This is a genomic window from Thioalkalivibrio sp. ALMg11, assembly GCF_000377905.1.
Lineage (GTDB): Bacteria > Pseudomonadota > Gammaproteobacteria > Ectothiorhodospirales > Ectothiorhodospiraceae > Thioalkalivibrio.
In genome coordinates, this window is record NZ_KB898877.1 from 1 (window position 1) to 25833 (window position 25833).

At 65.8% G+C, this 25833-nt stretch carries 27 protein-coding genes, 3 tRNA genes and 1 other RNA gene; 23 read left to right on the forward strand and 8 right to left on the reverse strand.

Annotation, left to right across the window (positions count from 1 at the left end; all coding sequences use genetic code 11):
- Positions 1 to 137 precede the first annotated feature (137 nt).
- Positions 138 to 269: non-coding RNA, RtT sRNA (locus D578_RS15620), on the forward strand.
- A 103-nt stretch (positions 270 to 372) separates the two neighbouring features.
- Here D578_RS15620 and D578_RS0111600 read toward each other — a convergent pair.
- Positions 373 to 447, reverse strand: a tRNA-Val gene (locus tag D578_RS0111600).
- Between the two features lie 92 nt (positions 448 to 539).
- On the opposite strand from D578_RS0111600, the gene D578_RS0111605 reads away from it, so the two are divergent.
- The 8 genes from D578_RS0111605 to D578_RS0111635 all read left to right on the forward strand — a co-directional run bounded on the left by D578_RS0111605 (position 540) and on the right by D578_RS0111635 (position 7353).
- The gene (locus D578_RS0111605; protein ID WP_018950113.1) at positions 540 to 1730 is read left to right on the forward strand and encodes an MFS transporter; all 1191 of its coding nucleotides are present in this window, start codon (positions 540 to 542) and stop codon (positions 1728 to 1730) included.
- A 53-nt stretch (positions 1731 to 1783) separates the two neighbouring features.
- Positions 1784 to 1943 (forward strand) — tRNA-Ser (locus D578_RS15955).
- Positions 1944 to 2011: 68 nt separating this feature from the next.
- A tRNA-Ser gene (locus tag D578_RS0111610) sits at positions 2012 to 2101 on the forward strand.
- A gap of 307 nt (positions 2102 to 2408) precedes the next feature.
- Complete coding sequence (locus D578_RS0111615; protein ID WP_018950114.1) at positions 2409 to 4481, forward strand: SulP family inorganic anion transporter; 2073 nt, start codon at positions 2409 to 2411, stop codon at positions 4479 to 4481.
- A gap of 121 nt (positions 4482 to 4602) precedes the next feature.
- Positions 4603 to 5292 carry a Bax inhibitor-1/YccA family protein gene (locus D578_RS0111620; RefSeq protein WP_018950115.1) on the forward strand — a complete coding sequence of 230 codons (690 nt, stop codon included), beginning with the start codon at positions 4603 to 4605 and terminating at the stop codon, positions 5290 to 5292.
- Positions 5293 to 5387: 95 nt separating this feature from the next.
- Positions 5388 to 6359 carry a D-2-hydroxyacid dehydrogenase gene (locus D578_RS0111625; protein WP_018950116.1) on the forward strand — a complete coding sequence of 324 codons (972 nt, stop codon included), beginning with the start codon at positions 5388 to 5390 and terminating at the stop codon, positions 6357 to 6359.
- 5 nt (positions 6360 to 6364) lie between these two features.
- Positions 6365 to 6583, forward strand: coding sequence for a SlyX family protein (locus D578_RS0111630; RefSeq protein WP_018950117.1), 219 nt, complete (start codon positions 6365 to 6367; stop codon positions 6581 to 6583).
- A gap of 5 nt (positions 6584 to 6588) precedes the next feature.
- A complete protein-coding gene (locus D578_RS0111635) occupies positions 6589 to 7353 on the forward strand; it encodes a class I SAM-dependent methyltransferase (RefSeq protein ID WP_018950118.1) in 765 nt (254 codons plus the stop codon).
- A 133-nt stretch (positions 7354 to 7486) separates the two neighbouring features.
- Here D578_RS0111635 and D578_RS0111640 read toward each other — a convergent pair whose 3' ends face one another.
- The gene (locus tag D578_RS0111640) at positions 7487 to 8047 is read right to left on the reverse strand and encodes a hypothetical protein (RefSeq protein ID WP_018950119.1); all 561 of its coding nucleotides are present in this window, start codon (positions 8045 to 8047) and stop codon (positions 7487 to 7489) included.
- Between the two features lie 370 nt (positions 8048 to 8417).
- Between D578_RS0111640 and D578_RS0111645 the strand changes: the two genes are divergently transcribed.
- The 3 genes from D578_RS0111645 to cyaY are packed head-to-tail and all read left to right on the forward strand — an operon-like array spanning position 8418 to position 9516.
- Positions 8418 to 8753 (forward strand): hypothetical protein, encoded by a 336-nt coding sequence (locus tag D578_RS0111645; protein ID WP_018950120.1) that lies wholly within the window; start codon positions 8418 to 8420, stop codon positions 8751 to 8753.
- Positions 8753 to 9139, forward strand: coding sequence for a DUF423 domain-containing protein (locus D578_RS0111650; protein WP_018950121.1), 387 nt, complete (start codon positions 8753 to 8755; stop codon positions 9137 to 9139). Before D578_RS0111645 ends, D578_RS0111650 begins: the two co-directional genes overlap by 1 nt.
- Before the next feature lie 53 nt (positions 9140 to 9192).
- Positions 9193 to 9516 (forward strand): iron donor protein CyaY, encoded by a 324-nt coding sequence (gene cyaY / locus D578_RS0111655; protein WP_018950122.1) that lies wholly within the window; start codon positions 9193 to 9195, stop codon positions 9514 to 9516.
- A gap of 21 nt (positions 9517 to 9537) precedes the next feature.
- Here cyaY and D578_RS0111660 read toward each other — a convergent pair whose 3' ends face one another.
- From D578_RS0111660 to crcB, 4 genes are all read right to left on the reverse strand, one after another.
- Positions 9538 to 9960: a hypothetical protein gene (locus D578_RS0111660; RefSeq protein ID WP_018950123.1), complete on the reverse strand. Its 423-nt coding sequence runs from the start codon at positions 9958 to 9960 to the stop codon at positions 9538 to 9540.
- Between the two features lie 29 nt (positions 9961 to 9989).
- Entirely contained in the window at positions 9990 to 11030 is a 1041-nt protein-coding gene (locus D578_RS0111665) for a thioredoxin fold domain-containing protein (protein WP_018950124.1), read from the reverse strand.
- Between the two features lie 55 nt (positions 11031 to 11085).
- Entirely contained in the window at positions 11086 to 12372 is a 1287-nt protein-coding gene (gene serS, locus D578_RS0111670) for a serine--tRNA ligase (protein ID WP_018950125.1), read from the reverse strand.
- A gap of 85 nt (positions 12373 to 12457) precedes the next feature.
- Positions 12458 to 12868, reverse strand: coding sequence for a fluoride efflux transporter CrcB (crcB, locus tag D578_RS0111675; protein ID WP_018950126.1), 411 nt, complete (start codon positions 12866 to 12868; stop codon positions 12458 to 12460).
- 81 nt (positions 12869 to 12949) lie between these two features.
- On the opposite strand from crcB, the gene D578_RS0111680 reads away from it, so the two are divergent.
- The 8 genes from D578_RS0111680 (at position 12950) to D578_RS0111715 (ending at position 20143) form a co-directional block, all read left to right on the forward strand.
- Positions 12950 to 14446 carry an FAD-linked oxidase C-terminal domain-containing protein gene (locus D578_RS0111680; RefSeq protein WP_018950127.1) on the forward strand — a complete coding sequence of 499 codons (1497 nt, stop codon included), beginning with the start codon at positions 12950 to 12952 and terminating at the stop codon, positions 14444 to 14446.
- Positions 14447 to 14481: 35 nt separating this feature from the next.
- Entirely contained in the window at positions 14482 to 15432 is a 951-nt protein-coding gene (locus tag D578_RS0111685; protein ID WP_018950128.1) for a GGDEF domain-containing protein, read from the forward strand.
- 56 nt (positions 15433 to 15488) lie between these two features.
- Positions 15489 to 16460: a sensor domain-containing diguanylate cyclase gene (locus D578_RS0111690; protein ID WP_018950129.1), complete on the forward strand. Its 972-nt coding sequence runs from the start codon at positions 15489 to 15491 to the stop codon at positions 16458 to 16460.
- Positions 16461 to 16598: 138 nt separating this feature from the next.
- The gene (locus D578_RS0111695) at positions 16599 to 17903 is read left to right on the forward strand and encodes a citrate synthase (protein ID WP_018950130.1); all 1305 of its coding nucleotides are present in this window, start codon (positions 16599 to 16601) and stop codon (positions 17901 to 17903) included.
- A 296-nt stretch (positions 17904 to 18199) separates the two neighbouring features.
- On the forward strand, positions 18200 to 18403 hold the full coding sequence (locus tag D578_RS0111700) for a DUF2892 domain-containing protein (RefSeq protein ID WP_018950131.1): 204 nt from the start codon (positions 18200 to 18202) through the stop codon (positions 18401 to 18403).
- A gap of 113 nt (positions 18404 to 18516) precedes the next feature.
- Complete coding sequence (locus D578_RS0111705; RefSeq protein WP_018950132.1) at positions 18517 to 18720, forward strand: DUF2892 domain-containing protein; 204 nt, start codon at positions 18517 to 18519, stop codon at positions 18718 to 18720.
- Between the two features lie 135 nt (positions 18721 to 18855).
- The gene (locus D578_RS0111710; RefSeq protein ID WP_018950133.1) at positions 18856 to 19509 is read left to right on the forward strand and encodes a phosphoribosyltransferase; all 654 of its coding nucleotides are present in this window, start codon (positions 18856 to 18858) and stop codon (positions 19507 to 19509) included.
- Positions 19496 to 20143 carry a dienelactone hydrolase family protein gene (locus tag D578_RS0111715; protein WP_018950134.1) on the forward strand — a complete coding sequence of 216 codons (648 nt, stop codon included), beginning with the start codon at positions 19496 to 19498 and terminating at the stop codon, positions 20141 to 20143. The genes D578_RS0111710 and D578_RS0111715 overlap by 14 nt, the downstream gene beginning before the upstream one ends.
- On the opposite strand, the gene D578_RS0111720 is transcribed toward D578_RS0111715, so the two are convergent.
- Complete coding sequence (locus tag D578_RS0111720) at positions 20133 to 21188, reverse strand: NAD(P)-dependent alcohol dehydrogenase (RefSeq protein ID WP_018950135.1); 1056 nt, start codon at positions 21186 to 21188, stop codon at positions 20133 to 20135. The two genes, D578_RS0111715 and D578_RS0111720, sit on opposite strands and share 11 nt — an antisense overlap.
- Positions 21189 to 21342: 154 nt before the next feature.
- Here D578_RS0111720 and D578_RS0111725 point away from each other — a divergent pair, with 154 nt between their 5' ends.
- Positions 21343 to 22113, forward strand: coding sequence for a hypothetical protein (locus D578_RS0111725; RefSeq protein ID WP_018950136.1), 771 nt, complete (start codon positions 21343 to 21345; stop codon positions 22111 to 22113).
- 212 nt (positions 22114 to 22325) lie between these two features.
- On the forward strand, positions 22326 to 22826 hold the full coding sequence (locus D578_RS0111730; RefSeq protein WP_018950137.1) for a heme-binding protein: 501 nt from the start codon (positions 22326 to 22328) through the stop codon (positions 22824 to 22826).
- A 70-nt stretch (positions 22827 to 22896) separates the two neighbouring features.
- Here D578_RS0111730 and D578_RS0111735 read toward each other — a convergent pair whose 3' ends face one another.
- On the reverse strand, positions 22897 to 23529 hold the full coding sequence (locus D578_RS0111735; RefSeq protein ID WP_018950138.1) for a MarC family protein: 633 nt from the start codon (positions 23527 to 23529) through the stop codon (positions 22897 to 22899).
- A gap of 144 nt (positions 23530 to 23673) precedes the next feature.
- Between D578_RS0111735 and D578_RS0111740 the strand changes: the two genes are divergently transcribed.
- Positions 23674 to 25806, forward strand: coding sequence for a TonB-dependent siderophore receptor (locus tag D578_RS0111740; protein WP_018950139.1), 2133 nt, complete (start codon positions 23674 to 23676; stop codon positions 25804 to 25806).
- The last annotated feature ends 27 nt before the right edge of the window (positions 25807 to 25833 follow it).

Here is a 25833-nt window from a genome sequence, read left to right on the forward strand (position 1 = left end):
ACGCGACACCGGAACGCCGCAGCGAAGCGAAGGCGGCCCGGAGGGCGGACGGCGAAGCCGTGCGTAATCCCTCCCTCTCCGCCAGATTCAAGCAAGGGGGCCCTAGTGGCCCCTTTCGCGTTCTTGGCCACAGATGCCTGGAGATTCGAACCCGAGGAATAAAGAAATTCAGGTTCGACTGGCGCCACATAGTGGCGCCAGAACGTCGCCGCAGGCGACGACCCGAAGGGTGAGGCGCAACGCGCCGAGCAATCCCTCCCTCTCCGCCAGATTCCACAAGCGCCCCTTGCGCCACATTCGCTGGTGTCACCGTCCCGCAAACACAAAAAAAGCGGCCCGGTTTCCCGAGGCCGCTTTCTTAAGATCCGAATCTGGTGGGCGGTACTGGGTTCGAACCAGTGACCCCTGCCGTGTGAAGGCAGTGCTCTACCGCTGAGCTAACCGCCCGGAACGCGACAAAGATTAGGGTTCGCGCGGCCGGACGTCAAGCTCTGGACGCGCGATTTAAGATAGCCCTTTCTCGATCACGCGACCCGCCCATGCCGCCCAATGCCCTGATCCCCCACTGGCGCTTCCTGTCCGCGTCCTTCCTGCTCGTCGGACTCTCGGCGGTCGGGCAGACTTTCGTGCTCTCGCTGTTCGGAGGCGAGTGGCGGGAGGCCTTCGGGCTCTCCCACGGCCAATTGGGCATGGCCTATTCCCTGGCCACCTTGGCCAGCGCCCTGCTCCTGCTACAGGCAGGCCGGCTGATCGATCATGTGCCCTTGCGCAGCATGATCCTGCTGGTGCTGTTCGGGGCCGCCGCCGGCAGTCTGATTCTCGCGTTCAGCACTGGCGTGATCCTGCTGACGCTGGGATTCTTCGTATTGCGGCTGTTTGGCCAGGGGTTGATGGTCCACACCGCACAGACGGCGGTGGCGCGCGCCTTCCATGAGAACCGCGGCAAGGCCGTCAGCCTGGCGGCCGCCGGGCTGCCAGTGGCGGAGGCCATCGTACCCGCCCTGATGGTGGGCCTGATGACGGCGATTGGCTGGCGCAGCACCTGGGGGCTGACCGCCGCCGCCCTGGTTGTCCTCGCCGCGCTTGTGCTGGCACTCCTCGGGCGGAACATCCCCGTCACGGACTCCACGGGCTCCGAACAAGCCGCCTCCCGCGACTGGACGCGTCATGAAGTCCTGCGCGATCCGCGTTTCTACCTCGTGCTCCCGGCGTTGATGGGCGCGCCATTCGTGATCACCTCGCTGTTTTTCCACCAGGTCCCGCTGGCCGAGGAACAGGCGTGGGCACTCGACTGGCTGGCCGCGAGCTTCGTGGCCTTTGCCGCCGCCCATCTCGTCTCCCTGTTCCTGGCCGGACCCCTCGTGGATCGCTTCGGATCGCGCCGCCTCCTGCCACTGCATCTGCTCCCGCTGTTGCTCGCCCTGTTCGCCCTGCAACTCGACGCCGGCCCCTGGCTCGCCCCGGTCTATCTCGGACTCGCGGGACTCGGCATGGGCATCGCCAACACCCTGATGGGGGTCGTCTGGGCGGAGTTGTACGGGATCCGCCACCTGGGCGCCATCCGTGCGGTGGGACAAGCCGCGATGATCCTCGCCACCGCGGTGGCACCAGTCACAATCGGGATGCTCCTCGATCAGGGCCTGACCATGTCGACCATTGCCCTGTTCCTCGCAGGTTACCTCCTCGCTGCATCGGCGCTGGCCCGCCAGGGGCTCCGACGCAACCACTGAACCCGGCCACCCGGTTGCCAGCCCGCCCCCCTTGCCAGACAATGCCCAGCCTCGGAGAGGTGGCAGAGTGGTCGATTGCACCGGTCTTGAAAACCGGCAGGGGTGAAAGCCCCTCGAGGGTTCGACAAGGCGGCGCAGCCGCCGCAGGACGTTGCCGCCAGGCAACGCCCGAAGGGTGAGGACCGCAGGTCCGAATCTATCCCTCCCTCTCGTGGCCGCGAGGCCACGCGGGCCACCCCCGGTTGCCAGCCCGCCCCCCTTGCCAGACAATGCTCAGCCTCGGAGAGGTGGCAGAGTGGTCGATTGCACCGGTCTTGAAAACCGGCAGGGGTGAAAGCCCCTCGAGGGTTCGAATCCCTCCCTCTCCGCCATTTCCGGTGTCCCGGGCCGAAGGCCTTTCTCGGCCCTCCCCGGTAACGCTTCCCCTCTCAGCCCCACCCCAACACATAGCCCATCTGTTATGTGTCATATAGAACAAGTTAGATAGAAGAAAATGAACTAACCGCCTATAATCTGGCGCTACTTTCGCGACTGCGCCCGTGCATCCGACCGGGCCCAGCACCGGCTGCCAGTATTGTGACGACGGCCCTGGCAAGCCCCGGCCCGGACCGCTCTTGGGCCCATTGCATCGGTTCCGGCCGTCGTCGATCCTCACGAACTGGCCAAGCGAGCGACCCGATGAATTCGATTCTGCTGCGAGTGTTCCCCTTCCTCAGCTGGCGCCCGACGAAGCAAACCCTCAACGCGGACCTCATCGCCGGCATCTCGGTCGCCCTGGTCCTGATCCCGCAGTCCATGGCCTACGCCCAGTTGGCCGGCCTGCCCCCCGTGTACGGACTTTATGCCTCGCTGCTGCCCGTGATGGTCGCGGCGCTGTGGGGCTCGTCGAACCAGCTCGCCACCGGCCCGGTCGCGGTCGTGTCGCTCCTCACAGCCTCGGCGCTGATCCCGCTGGCCGCCGAGGGCTCATCCGAATTCATCATGCTGGCCATTGCCCTGGCCTTCATCGTTGGCGTGATTCAGCTGATTTTGGGGCTGTTCAAGCTGGGCGCGCTGGTCAGCTTCATCTCGCATCCGGTCATCGTAGGCTTCACCAATGCCGCGGCCATCATCATCGCCCTGTCGCAGCTGAACAAGATTCTCGGGGTCCCGATCGATACCAGCGGTCACTTCATGCTGGGCCTCTGGGGCGTGGTAATGGAGCTGGGCAGCGTCCACTGGCCGACGCTTGCGTTCGGCGTCGGCGCGATCGCCCTGATGGTGCTGATGAAGCGGTTCCTGCCGAAGATCCCGGGGGTCCTCGTAGCCGTGGTCGTGGCGATCCTGGTGAGCTGGGCCATCGGCTACGAGCAGAAGGCCGCGACATCTCTCCAGCAGATCGCGCCGGCCCAGGTTCTGACCCTCGCGCAGTCCATCGAGAACGAAGGCAAGCGCCTCGCCGATCTCGACGAGCAGATCCGTGCGCTGGAAGCAGAGCTCCAGGAACAGGAGGGCGCCGAGGCCGTCCGCCTGCGCCACGAGGCCGACCAGCTGCGTCTACAACGCGATGAACTGCGCCCCGAACTTGCCGGCATGCGCGAGGAAATCCGCGACATCACGCTGCGTCGCGTCCCCGGTGCGAACGACCAGCCGGTGCGCTTTATCGCGGACGACCACCTGACCGAGGCCGAACGCGAGCGGGCCGACCGCACCTCGTGGCGGATCGTGCGAGTCAGCGAGGATGAGGTCCAGCTGAACGGCGGTGGCGCCGTCGTGGGCAATGTGCCCCAGGGCCTGCCCGGGTTCTCGATCCCGGATATCACCTTCGGCACGTTCACCACCCTGCTGACCACCGCCTTCGTCATCGCGCTGGTGGGCTTCACCGAAGCCATCGCGATCGCCAAGGCCATGGCTGCGCGGACCGGTCAGCGGTTGAACCCCAGCAAGGAGTTGATGGGTCAGGGCCTGGCGAATATCGCCGGGGGCTTTACCCAGGGCTATCCGGTCAGCGGCTCGTTTTCGCGATCGGCGGTCAACCTCAACTCCGGCGCCAAGACCGGCCTGTCCTCGGTCTTTACTGCGGTGCTCATCGGCGTGGCCCTGCTGTTCCTGACGCCGCTGATCTATCACCTGCCTCAGGCGGTGCTCGCCGCCATCATCATGATGGCGGTTGCCGGGCTCGTGAACTTCAAGGCCATCAAGCACGCATGGGTGGCCAACAAACACGATGGCGCTGCCGCCATCGTGACCTTCGTGGCGACCCTCGCAATGGCTCCGAACCTGGACTACGGCATCCTCATCGGTGCCGGTCTGGCCATCGTGCTGTACCTGTACCGCACCATGAAGCCGCGTGTCTCGGAACTGGCACGCTACGAAGACGGCACCCTGCGCGAAGCCCAGCGCTACGGCCTGGAGACCAACGAGAAGGTCGGCATAATGCGCTTCGACGGGTCGTTGTACTTCGCCAACGTCCCCTACTTCGAAGATGCCGTACTGGACCTGCTCGCCCGTCATCCGCAGGCGAAGTACCTGATCGTCGTCGGCAAGGGCATCAACGAGATCGACGCCTCCGGCGAGGAGGTCATCCATCAGCTGGTGCACCGCCTCAAGGCGCGCGGCATCACCCTGGTATTCGCCGGCGTTAAGGCCCAGATCATGGAGGTCATGCAGCGCACCGGGCTGGACGACATCATCGGCAAGGACAACATCTTCAAGTCCACCGACCATGCGGTGAAGACCATCTCGGAAAAGGTCGGCGAGCCGATCAAGTAACCCGCGCCGGGCCGATCGCCCCGTGATCGGCCCGCAGCCCTGAAACCGCAAGGGAAACGCTGCAACCCGGAGCGCTTGTCGCTACACTGTCTTTGTTTCGAATCCAATGAGGAGTTGACCCGTGTCCCGAGACCAGATCGTCCGCTCGAGTCGCAATCCGTCCAGCACTGGTTCCATCAGCGAGACCATCTCCACCAACAAGGTGATCCGGCAGACCTACATGCTGCTGTCGCTCACCCTGGCGTTCAGCGCGATCACCGCGTTCATCGCCATGGCGGTCAACGCGCCACCGGTGCACTGGATCATAATGATTGGCGTACTGATCGGCGGCCCGTTCGCCATCCACGCCGCGCGCAATTCGGCGCTGGGCATTGTCCTGACCTTCGCCTTCACCGGCGTGCTGGGCTTCTTCCTTGGCCCGATCCTGAGCATGTACCTGGGTCTTCCGAACGGGCCGCAGATCGTCGGCAACGCCTTCGCCGCCACCGCGGTCGCGTTTGTCTCGCTCTCCGGCTACGCCCTGGCCACCAAGAAGGACTTCAGCTTCCTCGGCGGCTTCCTGGTCGTCGGCCTGATCGTCGCCCTGCTGGCCATCGTCGCCAACCTGTTCCTGGCGATCCCGGCCCTGTCGCTGGCCATCTCCGCGGCGGTTGTGTTGCTGCTGTCGGCCGCCATCCTGTTCGACACCAGCCGGATGATCCACGACCCCGAGGCCAACTACGTCGTGATGACGGTCTCGCTGTACGCGAACCTCTACGTGATGTTCCTGCACCTGCTGAACCTGTTCCACGCCTTCTCGGGCGACAACTAGGCTTACGCGCCACACCGCAGGAATGTCCAGGGCCCCGCTGTGCGGGGCCCTTTTCATTGGGAGCCGTCTTCATTGAACCCAGGGACACGTCGATCATGACCCAGCTCCAGCGCGGCGTCTTTCTCGATCTCGCCACGGTTGACCGCGACGATCTCGAGCTGACCGAACTCCGGGCCAGCCTTCCCGAGTGGTCCGTCCACGAACGTACCGCGCCGGATCAGCGTACGGACCGGATCGGCGACGCCGAGGTGGTCATCACCAACAAGGTCGAACTGAACGCCGACGTACTGGCCGCAGCCCCCCGCCTGCGACTCGTCTGTGCCGCCGCTACGGGGACCAACAATATCGACCTGGAGGCGGCCCGCCGCCTGGGCATCGTCGTCAGCAATGCGCGCGACTACGCCACCGACTCCGTGGTGCAGCACGTCTTCGCCCTGCTGCTGACGCTGGTCACCCAACTGGACGCCTACCGCGCGGATATCCGCGCCGGTCGCTGGAGCGCCTCCGATCAGTTCTGTCTCCTCGACCACCCCATCGGCACGGTGGCCGGGATGCGCATCGGCATCATCGGCTGGGGCGTATTGGGCCGTGCCACCGCGCGCGTCGCCGAGGCCTTTGGCATGGAGGTGCTGGTTGCCGAGAGCCTGAATCCGGACCGCGCATCACAAGAGGATCGCGTGCCGCTGGAACGGTTGCTGGGACAATGCGACGTCATCAGCCTGCACTGCCCCCTGACCGCGACCACCCGGCACCTCATCGATGATGCCGCCCTGCGCCAGATGCGGCCGGGAGGCCTGCTGCTGAACACCGCCCGGGGTGGCCTGGTCGATCCCGAGGCTCTGGTCAGGCACCTGCGTAGCGGGCATCTGGCGGGTGCCGGCATCGACGTGCTGGAACCGGAACCCCCGCAACCGGATCACCCCTTGCTGGCCGACGACATCCCCAACCTCGTCCTCACGCCCCACACCGCATGGGCCGCACGAACCGCCCGGCAGCGGGTGATCGACGAGGTCACGGCCAATATCCGCGCCTTCGCGAGCGGCCAGCCGCGCAACGTGGTGGAGTAACCCAAATGGATTCGGAAGCCCTGCAAAAGCGCATCGAGGATCTGGAGATCCGCCTGGCCCATCAGGAATACACCCAGGAGGAGCAGGCCCGCGTGCAACTGGAGCTGCAGCAGGCCAATACCGAGCTGCGTCAGCAGGTCCGGTGGCTGCGCGATCGCCTGCGCGACCTCGAGGAGCATGGCGGCGGCGCAGAGGGCGCCGAACCACCCCCGCCGCACTACTGACGCCCATGCCACTCATCGTACGCTCGGCCCCCGGCCACGAGGCCGACGCCAACAGACTACGCGAGGCCCTGGCCGCCCGCGGCTACCAGCATGCCGGGGGCGCCGAGCTAGTGCTGGAGACGGGAGATCGCGGGATCGAACTGGTGCGCGAGGACGTACACCCGCCGCTGCGACTACACTTGGACTTCGCCGCCGGCCGCCAGGGCTACCGCCTCGCCCATGCCGGTCACCAGCGCGAGGGCCTGATCCGCGCCTTCGGCAAGCTCCCGCGTGACGGTCATGTGCTGGATGCCTCCGCCGGTCTCGGGCGCGACACCCTCCTGCTGGCCGCGCATGGATTCCGGGTCACGGCCTGGGAACGGCATCCAGTGGTATACCACCTGCTCGCCGACGCCCTCGAACGCGCCGCAGCCAGCCCGGAACTCGCGCCCATCATCCAGCGCATCACCCTGTGCGAGGGCAAGGCCGATCCGGCGCATCTGGCCGTCCCGGCGATGGCCGCGGTCTTTGATCCCATGTTCCCTGAACGGGCCAAGCGGGCCGCGGTAAAAAAGGACATGCAGCTGATTCAGGCCCTGATGCCCGACGCGGCCGACCCCGACGCCGAGCAAACGCTGGCCACCCTGCGCCAGAACGTGGAACGCCGCGTCATCGTCAAGCGCCCGCTGCATGCGCCCGCCCTCGGCCCCGACTCGCCCCAGGCGAGCGTCAAGGGCAAGAGCGTGCGCTTTGACCTCTACCCCGCCCTCGCCTTGCGGGATAACAGTTAAGCCTGAACAAGCGGATCAGCGCGCAACGCCGACCCCGGAATACGGCAGCCCCCGTGCGGCACTTGCAGCCGCCAAGCCAGCGGTGTGCCTGACACCCCCCTAGAAAGAGCCGGGAACGCCCGCCAGACGAGGTTTACGGACTCCCGAGGATCAGCTGGTCATCACCGGCGAAGCGATAGTCGGGGATGGGCAGGTTGCGCCGGGCCGATTGATCCACGTATACCCGGCCGGCCCCGTCGTAGCGCCCGCCCCGGCAGCGGTCGACAAAGCCGCCGCTCCAGCCGTCGGCCTCGTCCGGGTGAACCAGGTCCAGCTCACAACCCAGATCCGCACTTTCGCCGATCACCACCAGCCACTCGGGCCGGAAGCTGCGCAACGGCCGATCCAGCCCGTCCGGTTGCTGGCCCCGGCGGGCCTCGGGGTCGACCAGCTCGTCATTACCTGCCAGGGCGGCCTGCCAGGCGGCATCGCGATGGACCACGAGCACGTGGCGGTTGCCATGGATCACACGCCGGGCCTCGCCCGGGGCAATCTCGGCAAGATCCACCCGCAGCGTCTCGCCGCGGGTATCGCCCGGCCCGGAAAAGGCGTACCGGAGCATCACCACCACCAGCAGCAGGGCGGCGCCCAGCACCATCAGTTTGATCAGGGCACGGATGCGCACCCGTACCAGCGAGTCGTTTGCAGCCTGCACCTGTTATCCCCGTTCTTGTCCGGAAGCTCCGGAACCCGCGTCGAAATGGCTTTGCCTGAGCCGGGCACGCGCCCAGGGAAATACTGATGAATGTACACACTCGCGCTCGAGTCGCTTTTGCGTGCGAACAAGGCGCGGCGACTGCCGTGCAGTCATTCTGCACAAGGGAGCCGCAACGCCGTGCGCGCTCAAAAGCGGCCGAGCCCCGTCTTTCAATAGCTTGTGGGGTTGGCACCCCAGGTTCCCCGATCCTGCGTTGCGCCGCTTGCGGGTAGAACCACTACCCACTGCACGACGCGCCTTGTCTCGGAAAACCTGGGGTGCCAACGCGAGTGTGTACATTCATCAGTATTTCCCTAGACTATGCGGCATGAATGCACCCAAACGCTCCAGTCGCACCTACGTCGGCCTGTACAACGACATGTACGCCGGCATGACCCCCATCGGCAATTTCATCCGCGATGCCTGGGTATTCGGCATCCTCCCGGAGACCGAAACCTGCGATGGCTGGGATGTCTCGCGCATCCAGATGCTGCATGACCAGGTCAATGCCGAGTGGGACAAATACAGCCTGCGCATCAGCAACCTGCCGCCGGAACTGCGCGAACGCCACGAACGCATCCACCAGGAAGCGATCGACCGGGCCCGTGAACACGGCTGGGTCGCCGGCCAGGACATCGACAGCGAGATGGGCGACGACGCCTGATGGGGGCCAGCGAACCGCTGATTCGCCCCCTTATTGTCATCGCTGCCCTGCTGGCCGGGATTGCCGTCGTCCTCGGCGCCTTCGGCGCCCACGCCCTGCAGGAACGCCTGACGGAACAGGCCCTCGCGACCTGGCATACCGGCGTCCAGTATCACTTCATCCATGCCCTGGCCCTGTTGCTGGTCGCGGCGTTGTGGGCCCACCTGGCCAACGGCTGGGCCGCCGCCAGTGCCGTGGCGTTCGTGATCGGCGTCCTGCTGTTCTCTGGCAGCCTGTATGCCCTAGCGCTGGGCGCACCCCGCATCCTGGGCGCGATTGCACCGCTGGGCGGGACCGCGTTTATCCTCGGCTGGGCCGGGCTGGCCATTGCCGCCTGGCGCGGCTGACCTATAATCGCGGCGCAGCCGAACCCACTCTTCCCGACCGTATCGAGAGCCCCATGAGCCAGACCTCCTTCGCCGTATTCGCCGAAAATACCCTGGACGACATCCAGACCCGCCTGACCGAGCAAAGCGCACTGGACGACCTGGACATTGACCTGATCGACGGCGTGATGACGATCGAATTCGACGATGGCGCCCAGATGATCCTGAACCGCCAGGAGGCCGCACAGCAGATCTGGCTTTCCTCGCCCGAGGGGCCGGCCCATTTCGGCTATTCCGAAGAAGAAAGCACCTGGGTCGACGACCGCAACGGCGAAGAACTGCACGCGACCCTGGTGCGCGTCATCGAGCAGAAACTGGGCGTACCCGTCGAGCTCTGATCCGGCGACCGCAGGCCGCTGTCAGTCGCCCTTGCCGGTCCCCTTCTTCGTATCGTCCGGGCCAGCGGCCTCGCGTTCCTCCTGCGTCGCGGGCGCCTCTTCCAGCGCCCGCAGATGCGCCTCGACCTCAGCCAGTACCGGGTGGGGCTTGTCCTGCTCCAGCGCCATGTCGATCGCCTTGAGCGCCTCCACCGCCTGCGGATCGCCACGCAGCGGCATACGCGCCACTCCCAGCGCCAGCATGCGGAACTGGCGGAACACCAGGTAGCTGAGCGTCGCCACCACCAGGGCGGCCCACACATTGTCCTGAAACCACAGCCACACCGCCGCCCCGTAGCCCCCGAAGGTCAGCGCGAAGATCCCCAGCGCCACACGGTGGGAACGGGCAACGATACCTTCCAGCACGTCACGGTTGCGGATCACGAAGTCACGTTCGAAATGCAAAGGGATGATTCCTTGAGTCAGCGGCGTGGTCAGGGGCGCGGCGGCTGCTGGGCACGCCAGCGTTCGAAGGTCGGATATTCCTCGTAGCCACGGGTCAGGACAAAGTCCAACACATTGCGCAGCCGATTCTGGTGGACCACCGAATCGATGCGGATAATCTCTTCGCCGCGCTCGTCGAAGAAAATGAGCGTGGGCGCCCAGTGCACATCCAGTTCCGCGGCCCAGTCTTTCGCGTTGGTGCGGTCGCCACCCGGCGTCAGCACCGGCGTATCGGCATCGTCGGCATCCAGCTGCACCGCATCCATCAGGGCGATGCGCTCCAGCACTTCGTCCTGCTGCAGCGGCTCGGAGTGCATGATATCGCAGGCGTGGCAGGCCTCGCGCTCAAAGAACACCACCAGTGGGCGTTCCGCGGGGATCCGGCTCCGATCCAGCGCATACGGCTCGCGGACAAAGAAATCCCGCTGGTTGATGTCATCAAGGTCGAATTTGGGCGGCGGATTCGCCCGGTCGAGATAGTCGCGAAAGCTCACGTCACGATCGTGCCGATCGATCACGTACTCCAGCAAGGCACGGAAACGGTAAGGTGGATAGTAACCGCGCATCTGGTGAATACGCTCGCCATTCTCGTCATAAAACGCAATCGACGGGGTGAAATTCAGACGTTTCTCGGCTGCGTAGCGCCGCTCCATCCAGGTCTCGCCGTCGAGATCCGTGACCTCGCGTGTACCGAGTGCGTCGATGGCCACCACGTTGAAATGTGACGCCAGGTACTCGCGGATATCGTCCTGTGCGAAGTTCTTGTCGAACAGCGCCTCGCAATAGGGGCAGTCATCCATGCCGAAGTAAACGGCCAGCCCCATCTTTCCCTGCTCCACCGCGTCGTCCAGGTCCTCGCGCAGATCGAGGAAGCTCAGCTCGAACCAGTCGGGTGTATGCAGTCCAATCGGGCGCGGGGTGTCGTCGAACACGATCCCCTCGTCGGGTTCGACGGATTCGTCCGCCACAGGGGCGGTCGCGAACAATACCACCACCATGCATGCCAGCGAGAGACTCGCCAGCCGACCCAACCAACTCTTCCTGCCAAGCGCGTTATTCACGTCAAGCGAACTCCCGGTGGACCTCCTATTCGGACGGCGGCTCCATCACCGAGGTTCCCCCGAGATACGGGCGCAGTTTTTCCGGGATGTGGATCGAGCCGTCTGCCTGCTGGTGATTCTCCAGCAGCGCGACCAGGGCCCGGCCCACCGCAACCCCGGACCCGTTGATGGTATGCACCAGCTCCGGGCGCTCGCCCGCCTTCGGCCGGAAGCGCGCCTGCATGCGGCGCGCCTGAAAGGCCTGGAAGTTGGAGCACGAGGAGATCTCGCGGTAGGCATCCTGGGCCGGCAGCCAGACTTCCAGGTCGTAGGTGCGGGCCGCGGCGAAGCCCATATCGCCGGCGCTCAGGAGCATCACGCGGTACGGCAGTTCCAGCGCCTGCAATACCCGCTCGGCATGGCCCAGAAGTTCCTCCAGTGCGGCATCCGAGCTCTCCGGCTGCACGATCTGCACCAGCTCCACCTTCTCGAACTGGTGCTGCCGGATCAGGCCGCGCACATCGCGGCCATAGCTGCCCGCCTCGGAGCGGAAACACGGGGTGTGGGCCACCATCTTCAGCGGCAAGGCCTCGGCATCGAGGATCTGCTCGCGCACCAGGTTGGTCAGGGTGACCTCGGCGGTGGGGATCAGACGGTAGCGCTGGTCACAGTCGACCGAGAACAGGTCATCGTCGAACTTCGGCAACTGCCCCGTCCCTTCCAGCGATTCGGGATTGGCCAGGTAGGGGACGTAGGTCTCCTGGTAGCCGTGTTCGCTGGTGTGCAGATCCAGCATGAACTGGGTCAGTGCCCGGTGCAGGCGCGCCATCTGACCACGCATCACCACGAACCGCGAACCGGCCACCCGTACTGCGGCCTCGAAGTCCAGCCAGCCACCGGGCAGGCCCAGGTCCACGTGATCGCGCGGCGTGAAATCGAAGCTTCGCGGGGTCCCCTCGCGCCGGATCTCGACGTTGTCTTTCTCGTCCAGCCCGTCGGGCACGTCCGCCTGCGGCAGATTCGGGATTCGCATCAGCATCGCATCCAGCTCCTGCTGGACCCCGTGCAGATCGGTTTCGCACTGCTTGAGCTCGTCGGCCAGCCGCCCGACCTCGGCCTTCAGCGGCTCGATGTCCTCGCCCCGCGCCTTGGCCTGCCCGATACCCTTGGAGCGGGTATTACGATCGGCCTGCAGCTCCTGGGTGCGCACCTGCAACGCCTTGCGTCGGGCCTCCAGGGCCTTGAAGCGCTCGCGGTCCAGGGTATAGCCACGGCGTTCAAGCGCGGTAGCGGTCGCATCCAGGTCCTGGCGCAGGCTGTGGATATCAAGCATGACGGGTTTCCGGTAAGGGGTTGAAAGAACGACGGGGAAGTCTACGGTTGCCGCCCCGTGGCGTCCACGGTCGTGACCCACGCCCTCACGATACGACCGGCCCGACCCCCAGCAGGAATCGGGCGCCGTAGAGCCCGGCTGCCGCGGCCAGCACACAGGTCAGCAGGCTGGCGAGCATGTAGCCCAGCGCGCGCGCCCAGGCGCCCACATCCACCATGTGAACGACTTCCAGGGAGAAGGTGGAAAACGTGGTGAAGCCCCCCAGCACCCCCACTACCAGCAACAAGCGCCAGACGGGTTGCAGTTCCAGGCGCTCCACCAGCACCACGGCCAGCACACCGATCAGGAACGAGCCAAGGATGTTGATACTCAAAGTGCCCCAGGGGAAGGCACGCCCGAAGTGCGCCACCATCCACTCCTGCATCCCCAGCCGCAGTGCCGAGCCCAGCGCACCGCCTGCCGCCACTGCCAGATACGAGCCCAGCCCAATGCCCATCGTCACGTCCCGCTCGCGGAAAAGGCCTACAGTTTATGCGATCACCTCGCACGCACCCAGCAGGCCCCTACCATCGAGGCCATGAGTGCCGATCTGTCCATCGCCCCGACCGAGGCCGCCGCACAGGCGCTGGCTGCGGTCATTGAGGGTCTGACCACCGAGCTGCCTTCGGATGCATTGGTGGTCGAGGCCGCGGAACGCCGAGCCTACGAGTGCGACGGCCTCTCCGCCTACCGCCAGATTCCCGGGGCCGTGGCCCTGCCGCGCACCCGCGACGAATTGCTGACCTGCCTCCGGCTTTGCCGCGAGCACGGAGTCCCGATCGTGCCGCGCGGGGCTGGCACCGGGCTGTCCGGCGGCGCGCTGCCCAGCGAGACCGGGCTGCTGCTATCCCTGGCGCGCTTCAATCGCATCCTGGAGATCGATGCCGACAACCGCTGCGCGGTCGTCCAGCCTGGCGTGCGCAACCTCGCGATCTCCGAGGCGGCAGCGCCGCAGGGGCTCTACTATGCGCCGGACCCCTCCTCGCAGATCGCCTGCTCCATCGGCGGCAACGTCGCCGAAAACGCCGGCGGCGTGCATTGCCTGAAATACGGGCTCACCGTGCACAACGTGATCGGGCTGGAACTGGTCACCCTGGATGGAGAGATCATCCGGCTGGGCGGCAAGACCCTGGATAGCGCCGGGCTGGACCTGCTCGCCTTCATGGTCGGCTCGGAGGGCATGCTGGGCATCGTCACCGAAGTCACCGTGCGCCTGCTGCCCCGCCCCGAGCGCACCCAGGTCCTGCTGGCCAGCTTTGACCAGGTCGATACCGCCGGGCGGGCGGTGGCGGGAATCATCGCCGCCGGCCTGATCCCGGCCGGGCTGGAGATGATGGACAACGCCGCCATCCGTGCCGCGGAGGACTTCGTCCACGCTGGCTACCCGGTGGATGCCGCCGCGATCCTCTTGTGCGAGCTCGACGGCACCAACGCCGAGGTCTCCGAGGACATCATGGTGGTCCGCCAGAAGCTGCTGGACCTGGGCGCGACCGAGGTGCACACCGCCCGCGATGACGCCGAGCGCGCATTGTTCTGGGCCGGGCGCAAGGCCGCTTTCCCTGCCGCCGGGCGTATCTCGCCGGACTACTACTGCATGGACGGGACCATCCCGCGCCACCAGATCGGGACGGTGCTGGAGCGGATCAACACCCTGTCGCGCGAGTATGGCCTGGGCGTGTGCAACGTGTTCCACGCCGGAGACGGCAATCTGCATCCACTGATCCTCTACGACGCCAACCAGTCCGGGCAACTGGAAACGGCGGAGGCCTTCGGCCAGCAGATCCTCGAACTGTGCGTCGAGGTGGGCGGCACCGTCACCGGGGAACACGGCGTAGGCGTGGAAAAGCTGGACGGCATGTGCGTACAGTTCGCCGCGCCGGAACTGGAGCAGTTTCACCACCTGCGGCGCGCGTTTGACCCGCTGGGGCTGCTCAACCCCGGCAAGGCCATCCCCACCCTTGCCCGCTGCGCCGAGTTCGGGCGCCAGCACGTCCACGGTGGGCAGCTGTCGCACCCCGAACTCCCGCGTCTGTAGGATGACAGGCCCGACCCAACCGAGCTGAGCCTCCGATGCCCAGGGCCACCCTTGCAACCGCACTGGCCGACGACTTCTCCGGAGCCGTCGATGCCACGCTGAGCGCCCTGCAGGCGTTGATCCCGCTGGACATGTGGATGCTCACACGGGTCGAGTCGGACGACTGGGTGGTATTGCACACCCACGGCCACGCACCGCGCATCCGCCCCGGGGCCCAGTTCAGCTGGCAACACTCCTACTGCGTGCACATGAACGCCGGAGACGGACCGAACATCGCCGCGGACGCACGCACGGTTCCGGCCTATGCCAGCGCCCCGATCAATGACGTCGCCACCATCGGCTGCTACATCGGGTTCCCGCTGTACGATGCCGATGGCGAACTCTTCGGCACGCTTTGCGGATTGCATCCCGAGCCCATGGACCCCGCGATCGAACACCATGAGCCGGTCGTCCGCGCCCTGGCAGCATCGCTGGGGCACCTGCTGCGCCTCAGCCAGCGCGCCGAGGGGCTGGACCGGCTGCGCCAGCACGCGGCCCTGGCCGCGCACAGTGATCCCCTGACCGGCGTTCTCAACCGCCACGGCTGGGAACTCGCGCTGGACGCGGAGGAGACCCGCTGCCAACAGAGCGGTCAACCCGCCGGCATCATCCTGCTGGATCTCTTCCCCGGGGACTCGGGCGCGGACAGCACCGGCATCCAGGATGACACCGACTTGGTTCGCGCGATCCTCGCCCTGCAGGGTCTGGCAGGCCCCACCGACCTTATCGGTCGGCTGGGTGGCACCCGCTTTGGCCTGCTCGCGATCGACCTGAGGGAGCAACCCCTGGCGGCACAAGCGCGACACATCCACCAGGCCCTGTTCGAAAAGGCCATCCCCGCGGCGATTGGCCACGCCATGCGCAAACCAGGTGCAGGAAGCCTGGAACACGCCTTGAAGCGCGCGGAACGCGAACTGCGACCGGCACCGCAACCCGCGATCTCCTAAACTTTTCCCACCCTCAGCGGCTAACAGCCGCCCCCACCGTCCCGACGGAATGTCCCATGGCCCGAATCTTCGACATCCCCGATACCGCGCCCTCCCCGTTCAACCTCGGGGTCGACCACATCCTGAAACTGCTCCACCGGATCGTCCCCCTGGACGTCTGGATGCTGACCCGGATCGAGGACAACGAGCAGATCGTGGTGCGCGCCGATGACCGCGGCTACGGCATTCATGCAGGCACGGCCTTTGACTGGGGCAACTCCTTCTGCATACGCATGCTCGCCGAACGCGGCCCGCGAATCGCCCCGGACGTACAACAGGTTCCCGCCTACCAGGAAGCCCTGGCCGCACAACCCGATCCCCCTGCCATCGGCAGCTACATCGGGTTTCCGGTGCAGGACCGCGAGTACGAGATGTACGGTGTACTCTGCGCGATGAACCCGGAGCCCATATCGGCCGATATCGAGGCGCAATCCGAACAAATCCAGGCGGCCGTCACCGTCATCGAGTCACTGATCCGCCAGCGCCGCCAGATCGACGAACTTGAACGCGAGCGCGAGGCCCTGAGACTCGAGGCCTACAACGACGCCCTCACCGGCACCTACAACCGACGCGGCTGGCTACTCGCGCTGAGCGCCGAGGAACAGCGCTGCCAGGATCACAGCCTCCCGGCGGGTCTCATCGCCATCGACCTCGACAACCTCAAGACCGTCAACGACCACGAAGGCCATGACGCCGGCGACCGGTTGATCGCGGCTGCTGGCCAGGCCCTGCGTGATGCCAGTCGCGAGATCGACATCGTCGCCCGCCTGGGCGGCGACGAGTTCGGCGTGCTGCTGCCGGAGACCCCGGCCGACCACCTCCCCGGGATCGCGAACCGGCTGCGTGCGGCGCTGCAGGAGGCCGGTGTGGCGGCCTCCATCGGCTACGCCTGCCGCACCATCAGCGGGTCCCTGCCCGAGGCCCAGACCAGCGCCGATGCCGCAATGTACGCCGACAAGCGCCAGCGCCGCGCAACCCCCGGGCCCTGACGCCCTCGCCCAACAAGCGCGGCCGCCCGTTTCATCCGGGCGCAACACACTTCACGCCCCCCTCTGCCGCAGGGCGGTCGATGGTTTACCATTCACCTAATCCGCATCCGGACGACCCCTTCGCTACGAGGCCGTTTCATGAGCAAAACCGTCACGCTGACCGACAACACCACCGGCAAGAGCATCGAGCTGCCGATCCAGGAGGGCTCGCACGGCCCCAACTGCCTGGACGTCCGCACCCTGTACAAGGAGCTCGGCTACTTCACCTATGACCCGGGGTTCATGTCCACGGCCAGCTGTCGTTCCGACGTCACCTTCATCGACGGCGACGAGGGCACCCTGCTCTACCGTGGCTACCCAATTGAGCAGCTGGCGGAGGAGAGCACCTATCTCGAGGTCTGCTACCTGCTGCTGAACGGCGACCTGCCCGCCGCCGACGACCTGCACGACTTCTCGCGCATCATCAAGGAGCATTCGATGCTGCACGAGGCGGTGCGCCGCTTCTTCGACGGCTTCCGCCACGACGCGCACCCGATGGCGATCATGGTCGGCGTGGTGGGCGCGCTGTCGGCCTTCTATCACGACAACGTAGACGTGCATAACCCGGAACATCGGCGCATCGCCGCGCACCGGCTGATCTCCAAGATGCCAACCATTGCCGCATGGTCGTACAAGTACGCCAATGGCCAGCCGTTCATGTACCCGGACAACAACCTGTCCTACACCGCCAACTTCCTGGCGATGATGTTCGGCGTGCCCAGCGAGCCCTACCAGCCGAACCCGGTGTTCGTACGCGCGCTGGACCTGATCCTGATCCTGCACGCCGACCACGAGCAGAATGCCTCGACCTCCACCGTGCGCCTGTCCGGCTCCTCCGAGGCCAACCCGTTCGCCGCGATCTCCGCCGGCATCGCCTCGCTGTGGGGCCCGCTGCACGGCGGCGCCAACGAGAAGGTCATCCGCATGCTCGAGGAGATCGTGCACTCCGACAAGAGCGTGGAAGACTTCGTCGCTCGCGCCAAGGACAAGAACGACCCGTTCCGCCTGATGGGCTTCGGCCATCGCGTGTACAAGAACTACGACCCGCGCGCCAAGATCATCCGCGCGATGTGCCACGACCTGCTGGCGGAAATGGGCGACATGGGGGCGGATAACCAGCCGCTGTTCGACGTCGCCATGGAGCTGGAACGCATCGCGATGGAGGACGACTACTTCATCGAGCGCAAGCTCTACCCCAACGTGGACTTCTACTCCGGCATCATCCTGCGCGCGATGGGCATCCCGCTGAACATGTTCACCGTGATCTTCGCCCTCGCCCGCACCGTCGGCTGGATCTCGCACTGGAACGAAATGATGCAGGATCCCGAATCCCGCATCGGCCGACCGCGCCAGCTCTACACCGGCTACCGCTCGCGCGACTACACCTCCATCGAGGAACGCTAGACGCATTCCCGGCTACCCCATGTGTTCCGAGACCCGATACGGCACGCAGACGGGTAGGCGTGCTACTGGCCTGTGTCCTCTCTTTGGAGGTCGCAACGCAAATCGGGGAGCGTGGGGTACCAACGCCACGACCGATTGAACGCCAGGGCCTGGCCGAATCTGCCCACCGACAGCGTTGCGGCTCAAGCGCGAACGCGTGCGTTGATCAGCCTTCCCCAGGCTGGCATTCGGACGGATGCTTGCCGAACCCCTGCGCCGGTGCTATCTACTGGGTAGTAACAAGGGAGGAAGTGCTCATGTCCACCGACCGTTTCTTCATTTTGTTTGCCGGTATTGTCGTCCTGGTCAGCGTACTGCTCACCTGGCTGGCCAGCCCCTGGTGGCTTCTGCTCGCCGTCTTCATGGGCATCCACCTGATTCAGGCCTCGTTTACCGGCTTCTGCCCGCTGGTAATGATCCTGAGATCGATGGGGCTCAAGCCCGGCGAAATCTTCCCCTGAACCCGGTCCCACGCATCGGGGGCGAAGAGCGCCATCAGCCTGGCGCCCCTTGAATTCGTGAGCGCCAGACTGCATATTAGTATTCGCTAATACTTAACCAGGAGACACCATTCATGAGTATTGACCGCATCGTCCTCGCCTTTGCCGGCACCGTCGTGATCATCAGCGCCATCCTCGCGTGGGTCTTTTCCTCGATGTGGCTGATCCTCACCCTGTTCGTCGGCGCCAACCTGTTGCAGTCCGCCTTCACCGGCTTCTGCCCGCTGGCAATGATCCTGAAGGCGATGGGCGTGAAGCCCGGGGAAGCCTTCAACTAAAACCAAGGGGCCCCCACCTCTTCCAAGGCCCGGGTACCGCTGGTCCCGGGCCTTTTTGTTTGCGTCGCCCGCGAGTGATCAATCAACGCCTGTCTACACTTCAGGTGATGCCAACTCACGCTGAGCGTAGGCCAAATGCGTTTTCGAGACCGAAACGAAGCCGGCGAGCAACTCGCACACGCCCTGGACCGCTATCGCGGACAGCCCGGCGTTGTGTACGCCTTGCCGCGCGGTGGAGTCCCCCTGGGGGTCGCTGTCGCCGGGCACCTGGGCATGCCCCTGGATCTCCTGATCCCGCGCAAGATCGGCCACCCGTTCCATCCCGAGTACGCGATCTGTGCCGTGCCCGAGCAGGGCGAGCGGGTCTGTAATCCGCGCGAGGCCGAACGCGTCGATCCGGACTGGCTGGACCAGGCGGAGGCACGCGAACGCGCCGAAGCCCAACGCAGGCGCGCGCTCTACTGCACGGCACCCTCCCCGGACGTTGGCGGCAAGCTGGCGATCATTGTCGACGACGGGATCGCCACCGGACTGACCATGCGCGCCGCGATCCGTGACGCGCGTCAGCGCAAGCCTCGCCACCTGGTCGTGGCGATCCCGGTGGCACCAGCGGAAACCGCGGCGCTCCTGGAAAACGAGGTGGATGAACTCGTCACCCTGGACATCCCCAAGTACTACCGCGGCTCGGTGGGGGCGTACTACGAGGATTTCGCCCAGACCTCCGACGACGAGGTCATCGCGTTGATGGCCTCGGTCCACCACGCGCAAAAACCCGATGTCTCGCGCTGAGGAACAGACTGTCGCCCTGGTCCTGGACGACCAGGTCCACCTGGGCATTCTCGGCCTGCCCGAGACGCCCGCCGGACTCGTGATCTTCGCGCACGGAAGCGGCAGTAGCCGCCTGAGCCCGCGCAACCACCAGGTCGCTCAGACACTGCAGGCAAGCAACATCGCCACCCTGATGTTCGACCTTCTCACCGAGGCCGAGGATCGCACCTACGCCAACCGCTTCGATATCGAGCTACTCGGCCGGCGGCTGGTGCAAGCCTGCCAATGGGCGGCCGCCCAGCCTCGTCTGGCTCCCCTGCCGCTCGGGCTGTTTGGCGCCAGCACCGGCGCCGCCGCAGCGTTGCAGGCCGCCGCGGCCGCGCCGGAGACCATCCGGGCCGTTGTCTCGCGCGGCGGCCGACCGGACCTGGCAGGCGAGGCCCTGCCCCGAGTCCAGAGCCCCACCCTCCTGATCGTGGGCGGTGACGACACCATGGTGATTCAACTGAATCGCCAGGCGCAGGCGCTTATGCACGCGCGCTGCGAGCTCCAGATCGTGCCTGGCGCCAGCCACCTGTTCGAGGAACCGGGCACTCTGGAACAGGCAGCCGAACTCGCGGCCGCCTGGTTCAGTCAGTGCTTCACTACGGGGTAATGGCGACCTTCAGTACGCCGTCGCGCTGATGCGAGAACAGGTCGTAGGCCGCCTCGATATCCGCCAGCTTGTAACGGTGCGTCACCATCGACGTCAGATCCACGCGCCCCGAGGCGACGACCTCCATCAACCGCCGCATGCGTTCCTTCCCGCCGGGGCACAGGGTGGTCACGATGGTGTGATCGCCCAGGCCGGCGGCGATTGCATCCAGCGGCATGGAGACCTTGCCCGAATACACCCCGAGACTGGAAAGCGTCCCGCCCGGTTTCAGGATGCGCAGGCAGGCCTCGAACGTCTCCTGCTGCCCCAGGGCCTCGATGGACACATCCACCCCGCGCCCGCCAGTCAGCTCCATGATCGTCTCGACCGGGTCCTGCTCGCGGAAGTCGATCGCCACGTCCGCCCCCAGCTTGCGGGCGGTCTCCAGGCGTTCCGGCACCCCGTCCACCACGATGATCCGGGTGGCCCCCATGAGCTTGGCACCCGCCGTGGCACAAAGGCCGATGGGGCCCTGGGCGAACACGGCCACGGTATCGCCGATGTGGATATGCCCATGCTCGGCGCCGCCGAAACCCGTGCTCATGATGTCGGGACACATCAGCACCTGCTCGTCGCTCAGGCCATCCGGCACCGGGGTCAGATTCGCCTGCGCATTGGGGATACGCACGTACTCCGCCTGGCAGCCATCGATCGTGTTTCCCAGCTGCCAGCCACCCATGGCCTTGCCACCACACTGGCTGGAGATGCCCTCCTGGCAGGAATGGCATTGCCCGCAGGGCGTGATCGCCCCCGCGATGACCCGCTGGCCGACCTCATAGCCGGTCACTGCGTCCCCGAGGCGTTCGATCACCCCAACCGGTTCGTGCCCCACGATGCGGCCCGCCTCCACCGGGTATTCGCCCTTGAGGATATGCACATCGGTCCCGCAGATGGTCGTGGTCGTCACCCGCAGCAGGGCGTCCGTCGGTCCGATCTCCGGGATCGGACGCTCCTGCAGCTCGATCCGTCCGGGTTCGACGAAAACCGCCGCCTTCATCATCTTCATGCTGATCTCCTTTGATGCAGCCACCGGCACGCCGTGCCGGTATTCGGCCCTGATCCAACAAACATAGCAGGCCAACCGACCGGCAACAGCGCCCATCGCGACGGCCTGCTCGCCTGCCTTACAATGAGCCTACGTCCGCCGTTCAGGATCGCATGTGATCTCGCTCATTCCCCGCCTGTTTCAACGCGCCCCGGCCCTCGACCCCGAAAGCCGGGCATGGATCCACGCCATCTTCGACTGGGCCGGGAACGAGCCGCACCTGGGGCCGATGCTGCGCAAGGCACATCTGGTACTGCCCACCGCCGAGCACTTCCCCGGGCAGGCCGACAATCGCCAGGCCATGGCTCAACTGGTGTTCGATCGCGTGCTGGACCATGCCGGACTCGCGGACAGCCCGTTCCGGCTCGTGCACCCTGGAAACCTGATGGACGACCCCATCCCCTGGGATGCGATGAATACGGCCCGACCGAGCCGCAACCCGGCGGCCCCCCAGTCCGGGGGCGTCGGCATCCGCTACGATCCGGAGCTCGTCGCCCATTCCCAGGCGCTGATTGCCCACTTCGCGCGCGAGATCGCCTTGCGCCTGCTCGCCACGGCTGGCGAGCCCCCACCCGCCCTGGAGGGCAACGAGGCCCATATCGCGGAGCTCCTCGCCACCCAGATGGGCTTCGGGGTCATGCTGGCCAATACCGCCTTCCAGGTCCGCGTGAATCAGTGCGGTGCCTGCAAGGGGCCGAGCGCCGAACGCGAAACCGCACTCTCGCGCGACGACCTTGCCTACGCCCTCGGGCTGTTCTGCCGGCAGCACGCCATCCCGCCGTCCCGAGCGAGGGCTCACCTGAATACCCCGTTGCGCCCGGCCCTGCGCCACGCCCTGCGCGACCTCGCCCGTCGCGAGCGTGAAGCCGCGAGCGGCGCCGCCTGATCGGCCCGTCCAACGGGCGCCAGCTGCACAGCCGCCAGGCGTGGCGTTATTCAATCCGTTTTATAAGACTTCTTCCGTACCTTACTGTCGGATAGGAGGATTTACTTGATAGAAAGTGGATACCACTTAGCGCGGGGTCTCGGCGCATTGAAGAGCCGTGCCCGGGCATCTAGTTACCAGAGTGCGAAACCACAGCTCTCTGGAGACCCATCATGAAGACCCTGCGTTACTGCCTTGCTGCCCCGATCTTGCTCGCCTTTTCCGCCGCGCCCCTGCACGCCAGCGAGGGTACCTTCGACACCCCAACCCTGATCCCCGAGCTTGCGGTCAAGGCCGCAGAGGCCGCGGTCGAGGCCTGCCGCGAACGCGACACCCAGATCACCGCAGCCGTGGTCGACCGACATGGGACGCCGCAGGCCCTGAAGCGCGACCGATTTGCAGGTCCGCACACTGTGGATACCGCCATCCGCAAGGCCTGGACCGCCGTCAGCTTCCGCACCGACACCCTGGAGCTTCGCGAGATGACCGAACCGGGAGAGGCCGGCTATGGCATCCAGCACCTGCCAGGCGTCAGCACTCTGGGCGGCGGCAAGCAGATCACGACCGATGGTCGGATCGTCGGCGGCATCGGCATCTCCGGCGCCCCCAGCGGACAGGTCGATGACGAATGCGCAGCAGCCGGCATCGACGCCATCACCGAAGACCTGCTCTGATCCCCACCAACGCCCGGGGCCTTCTCGCATAAGCGGAGGGCCCCCTTCATCGCATGATCACGCGACCGTTTCAGGCGCCCAGCAAGCCGCTTCGCTGAAGCCCGTCGAAGATGAACTGCATCGCCAGCGCGCTCAGCAGCACGCCCAGAATGCGGGTGAGCACATGCGCGCCCGTCACACCCAGCCAATGCTGCAGACGTGACGCCACCAGCAAGCACACCAGCGCGAGCACCATTACGGCCACCAATGCGCCCAGCACCACGGCCTGGGCCGCCCAGTCGCCCTCGGCCCGGCTCATCATCAGGATCGCGGCCCCCATCGCGCCGGGGCCGGCCAGCAAGGGCGTGGCCAACGGAAAGATCGACAAGTCCTTGCGAGTGCGCGCCTCCTGCGTCTCGGCCGCCGTTGCCGACACCGCGCCCGAACTGCGCGCGAACACCATGTCGATGCCGATCAGCAACAGCAGGATCCCGCCCGCGGTATAAAGCGCCGCCAGCGAGATCCCCAGCAGCGACAACAGCGCCTCCCCGACCAGCGCAAACAGCAACAGGATGCCGCCAGCGACCGCCGCCCCGCGGATGGCCATGGCGCGGCGCTGGGCTGGGTCCACGCCCCGACTGAGGACCGCAAACACCACCGCGACATCCACCGGCCCGATGGTCACGAAGAACGTGGCCAGCGCGACGATTCCCAGTTCCAGCATGGCGGATCCCTCCTCTGGCCCTTGTTCGCCGACGGCCATGACATGCCCAGAATGGGCCTGGCCATTAGGGGTTTAAATTGCCCTTCGTGATCGACGCACCTACTTTAGCGCGTTCTGAAACGCTTATTGGGGAGCCATCGAGTCATGAAACGTCGTGTTGTCGGTCATCTGACGCTGGCCAGTCTGCTTGCATCACCTGCCCTCGCCCATGCCCAGGAGGCCGCTCAGACACTGGGCACCGTATCGGTTACGGCCACCGGGTACGAGACGCTGATCGACGAGACGCCGTCTTCCGTCACCGTGATCGAGGCCAGCGAAATCCGCAACCGCGAGGCACGCACCCTCGGCGACCTTCTGCGCGGCCAGCCGGGTGTCGCCACGGCCGTGGACGGATCGGTGGGCTCCGATCCGATCATCCGCGGCCTGAAGCGCGACCAGGTGCTGGTTCTGGTCGATGACGTGCGCATCAACGCGATGCAGCCACCGGCCCGCGGCTCGCTCGCCTCCTATGTCAACGTCGACCTGATCGAACGCATCGAGATCGTACGCGGCCCGGGCTCCGTGCTCTACGGCGCCGGTGCCATGGGCGGCGTGATCAACATCATCACCCGCGGCGGCGATTTCACCGACGAACCCGAGACCCGCGGCTTTTCGCGCCTGGGCGTCACCTCGGTCGACGAAGGCATCCGCGGCGCGATCGGCGTGACCGTCTCCAACGACCGCAACGTGCTGGACCTCTCCACCGCCTACCTGAACACCGACGACTACAAAAACGGCGACGGCGAGCGCCTGCGCGACTCCGGCACCGAACAGAACGCCTACCACCTGCGCTACCGCGGCAAGCTCGCACCAGGCCACGAGGTCCAGTTCCGCGCCCAGCGCGACGAACGCAAGGACGTCTGGTACCTCGCCTCGCGCAACTTCAACACCGATGAACCCCAGGAAGGATCTATTGCTCCGCCGATGGGGCTGAATACGCACTACACCCCGCGCCAGACCCGCGACCTGTACGAACTCCGGTACGAAGGCGAACTGAATGGCACCTGGGCACCGCGTGTCGAAGCCTCGGTCTACCGCCACGAACTATCGCGCGGCAACTACGACTGGAACAAACAGCTCGGACGGGACTACCGCACGTCCGACACGGACTTCACGACTGATGGACTGCGTCTTCAGGCCGAATTGATACCCACCGATGACCAGATCCTGCTGGTCGGAGCCGAGGCCTGGCGTCTTCGTGCAAGCCCCGAATCGTATTTCGGGACCGAGAGCAATGAGTTCCAACCAGGCGAGTATGTCAATCCGTTTATCGATACGCCTCAGCCTTTGGTAGAGAACGGACGCATTGAGTCGGTTGGGATATTCGCGCAGCACGAGACCTACCTGGACTGGGCCACGGTCAATCTTGGTGTTCGGTACGACGAGATTTCCGGGAAAGCGGATGATGCGTTCATGGTCGCCCCCCCACTCGACAAGACCGACCGTAACCTCAGCTGGTCGGCCGGGTTGACCTGGCACCTGGATGAGGCCTTTAACCCGTATTTCAGCCTCTCCGAGGGCTATCGCTCTGCCAGTCTGCTGGAACGCTATCTCACCTATCCCTACAGCGACGGTTACACCTGGCTCAGCAATCCGCAGCTGGACCCGGAACGGAACCGCACGTTCGAGGTGGGCGCACGCGGCCAGATCGGCGCGACCTCCTACACCGTATCCGCTTACGAAAGCCGGATCCGCGACTACATAGGTGGCGAAGTAATCGGCTCCGAAATCAAGCAGACGATCAACCTCGACGAGGCCCGCATCCACGGCGTCGAGGCCCTGGTGGAGCACGCGTTTACCGCTGCGGTCACCGGCTACGCGAGCGGCACCTGGATTCGCGGCGAGAACCGCGACAGCCGCTTTGACGAGCCGCTGACCCAGATGCCGCCGCCTGAAGCCAGTATCGGGCTCAACCATTCGGTCGCGCAGGGCTGGCAGTGGGATGCCCGCATCCGCGCCGTCGCGAGCCAGAGCCGGACGGCCGACACCTTCACGGACAACAGCGAACGCAACACCTCCGGTTTCGCCACCGCCGATCTCGCGGTCGGCTACCGCTTCGGGCCCAGCGCCGGCTTTCGTTCCAACGAGATCACCTTTAGCGTGACTAACATCGCGAACAAGGCCTACCGCGAGCACGTTAACGAGATGACCGAGGCGCGCCTGGACCCGGCCAATGGCGTACAGGACATCTGGGCCCCCGGCCGCAGCTTCGGGCTGACCTGGAACGCCGAGTTCTAGACCGGCCGAAGCCTTCGCCCCAAAGAC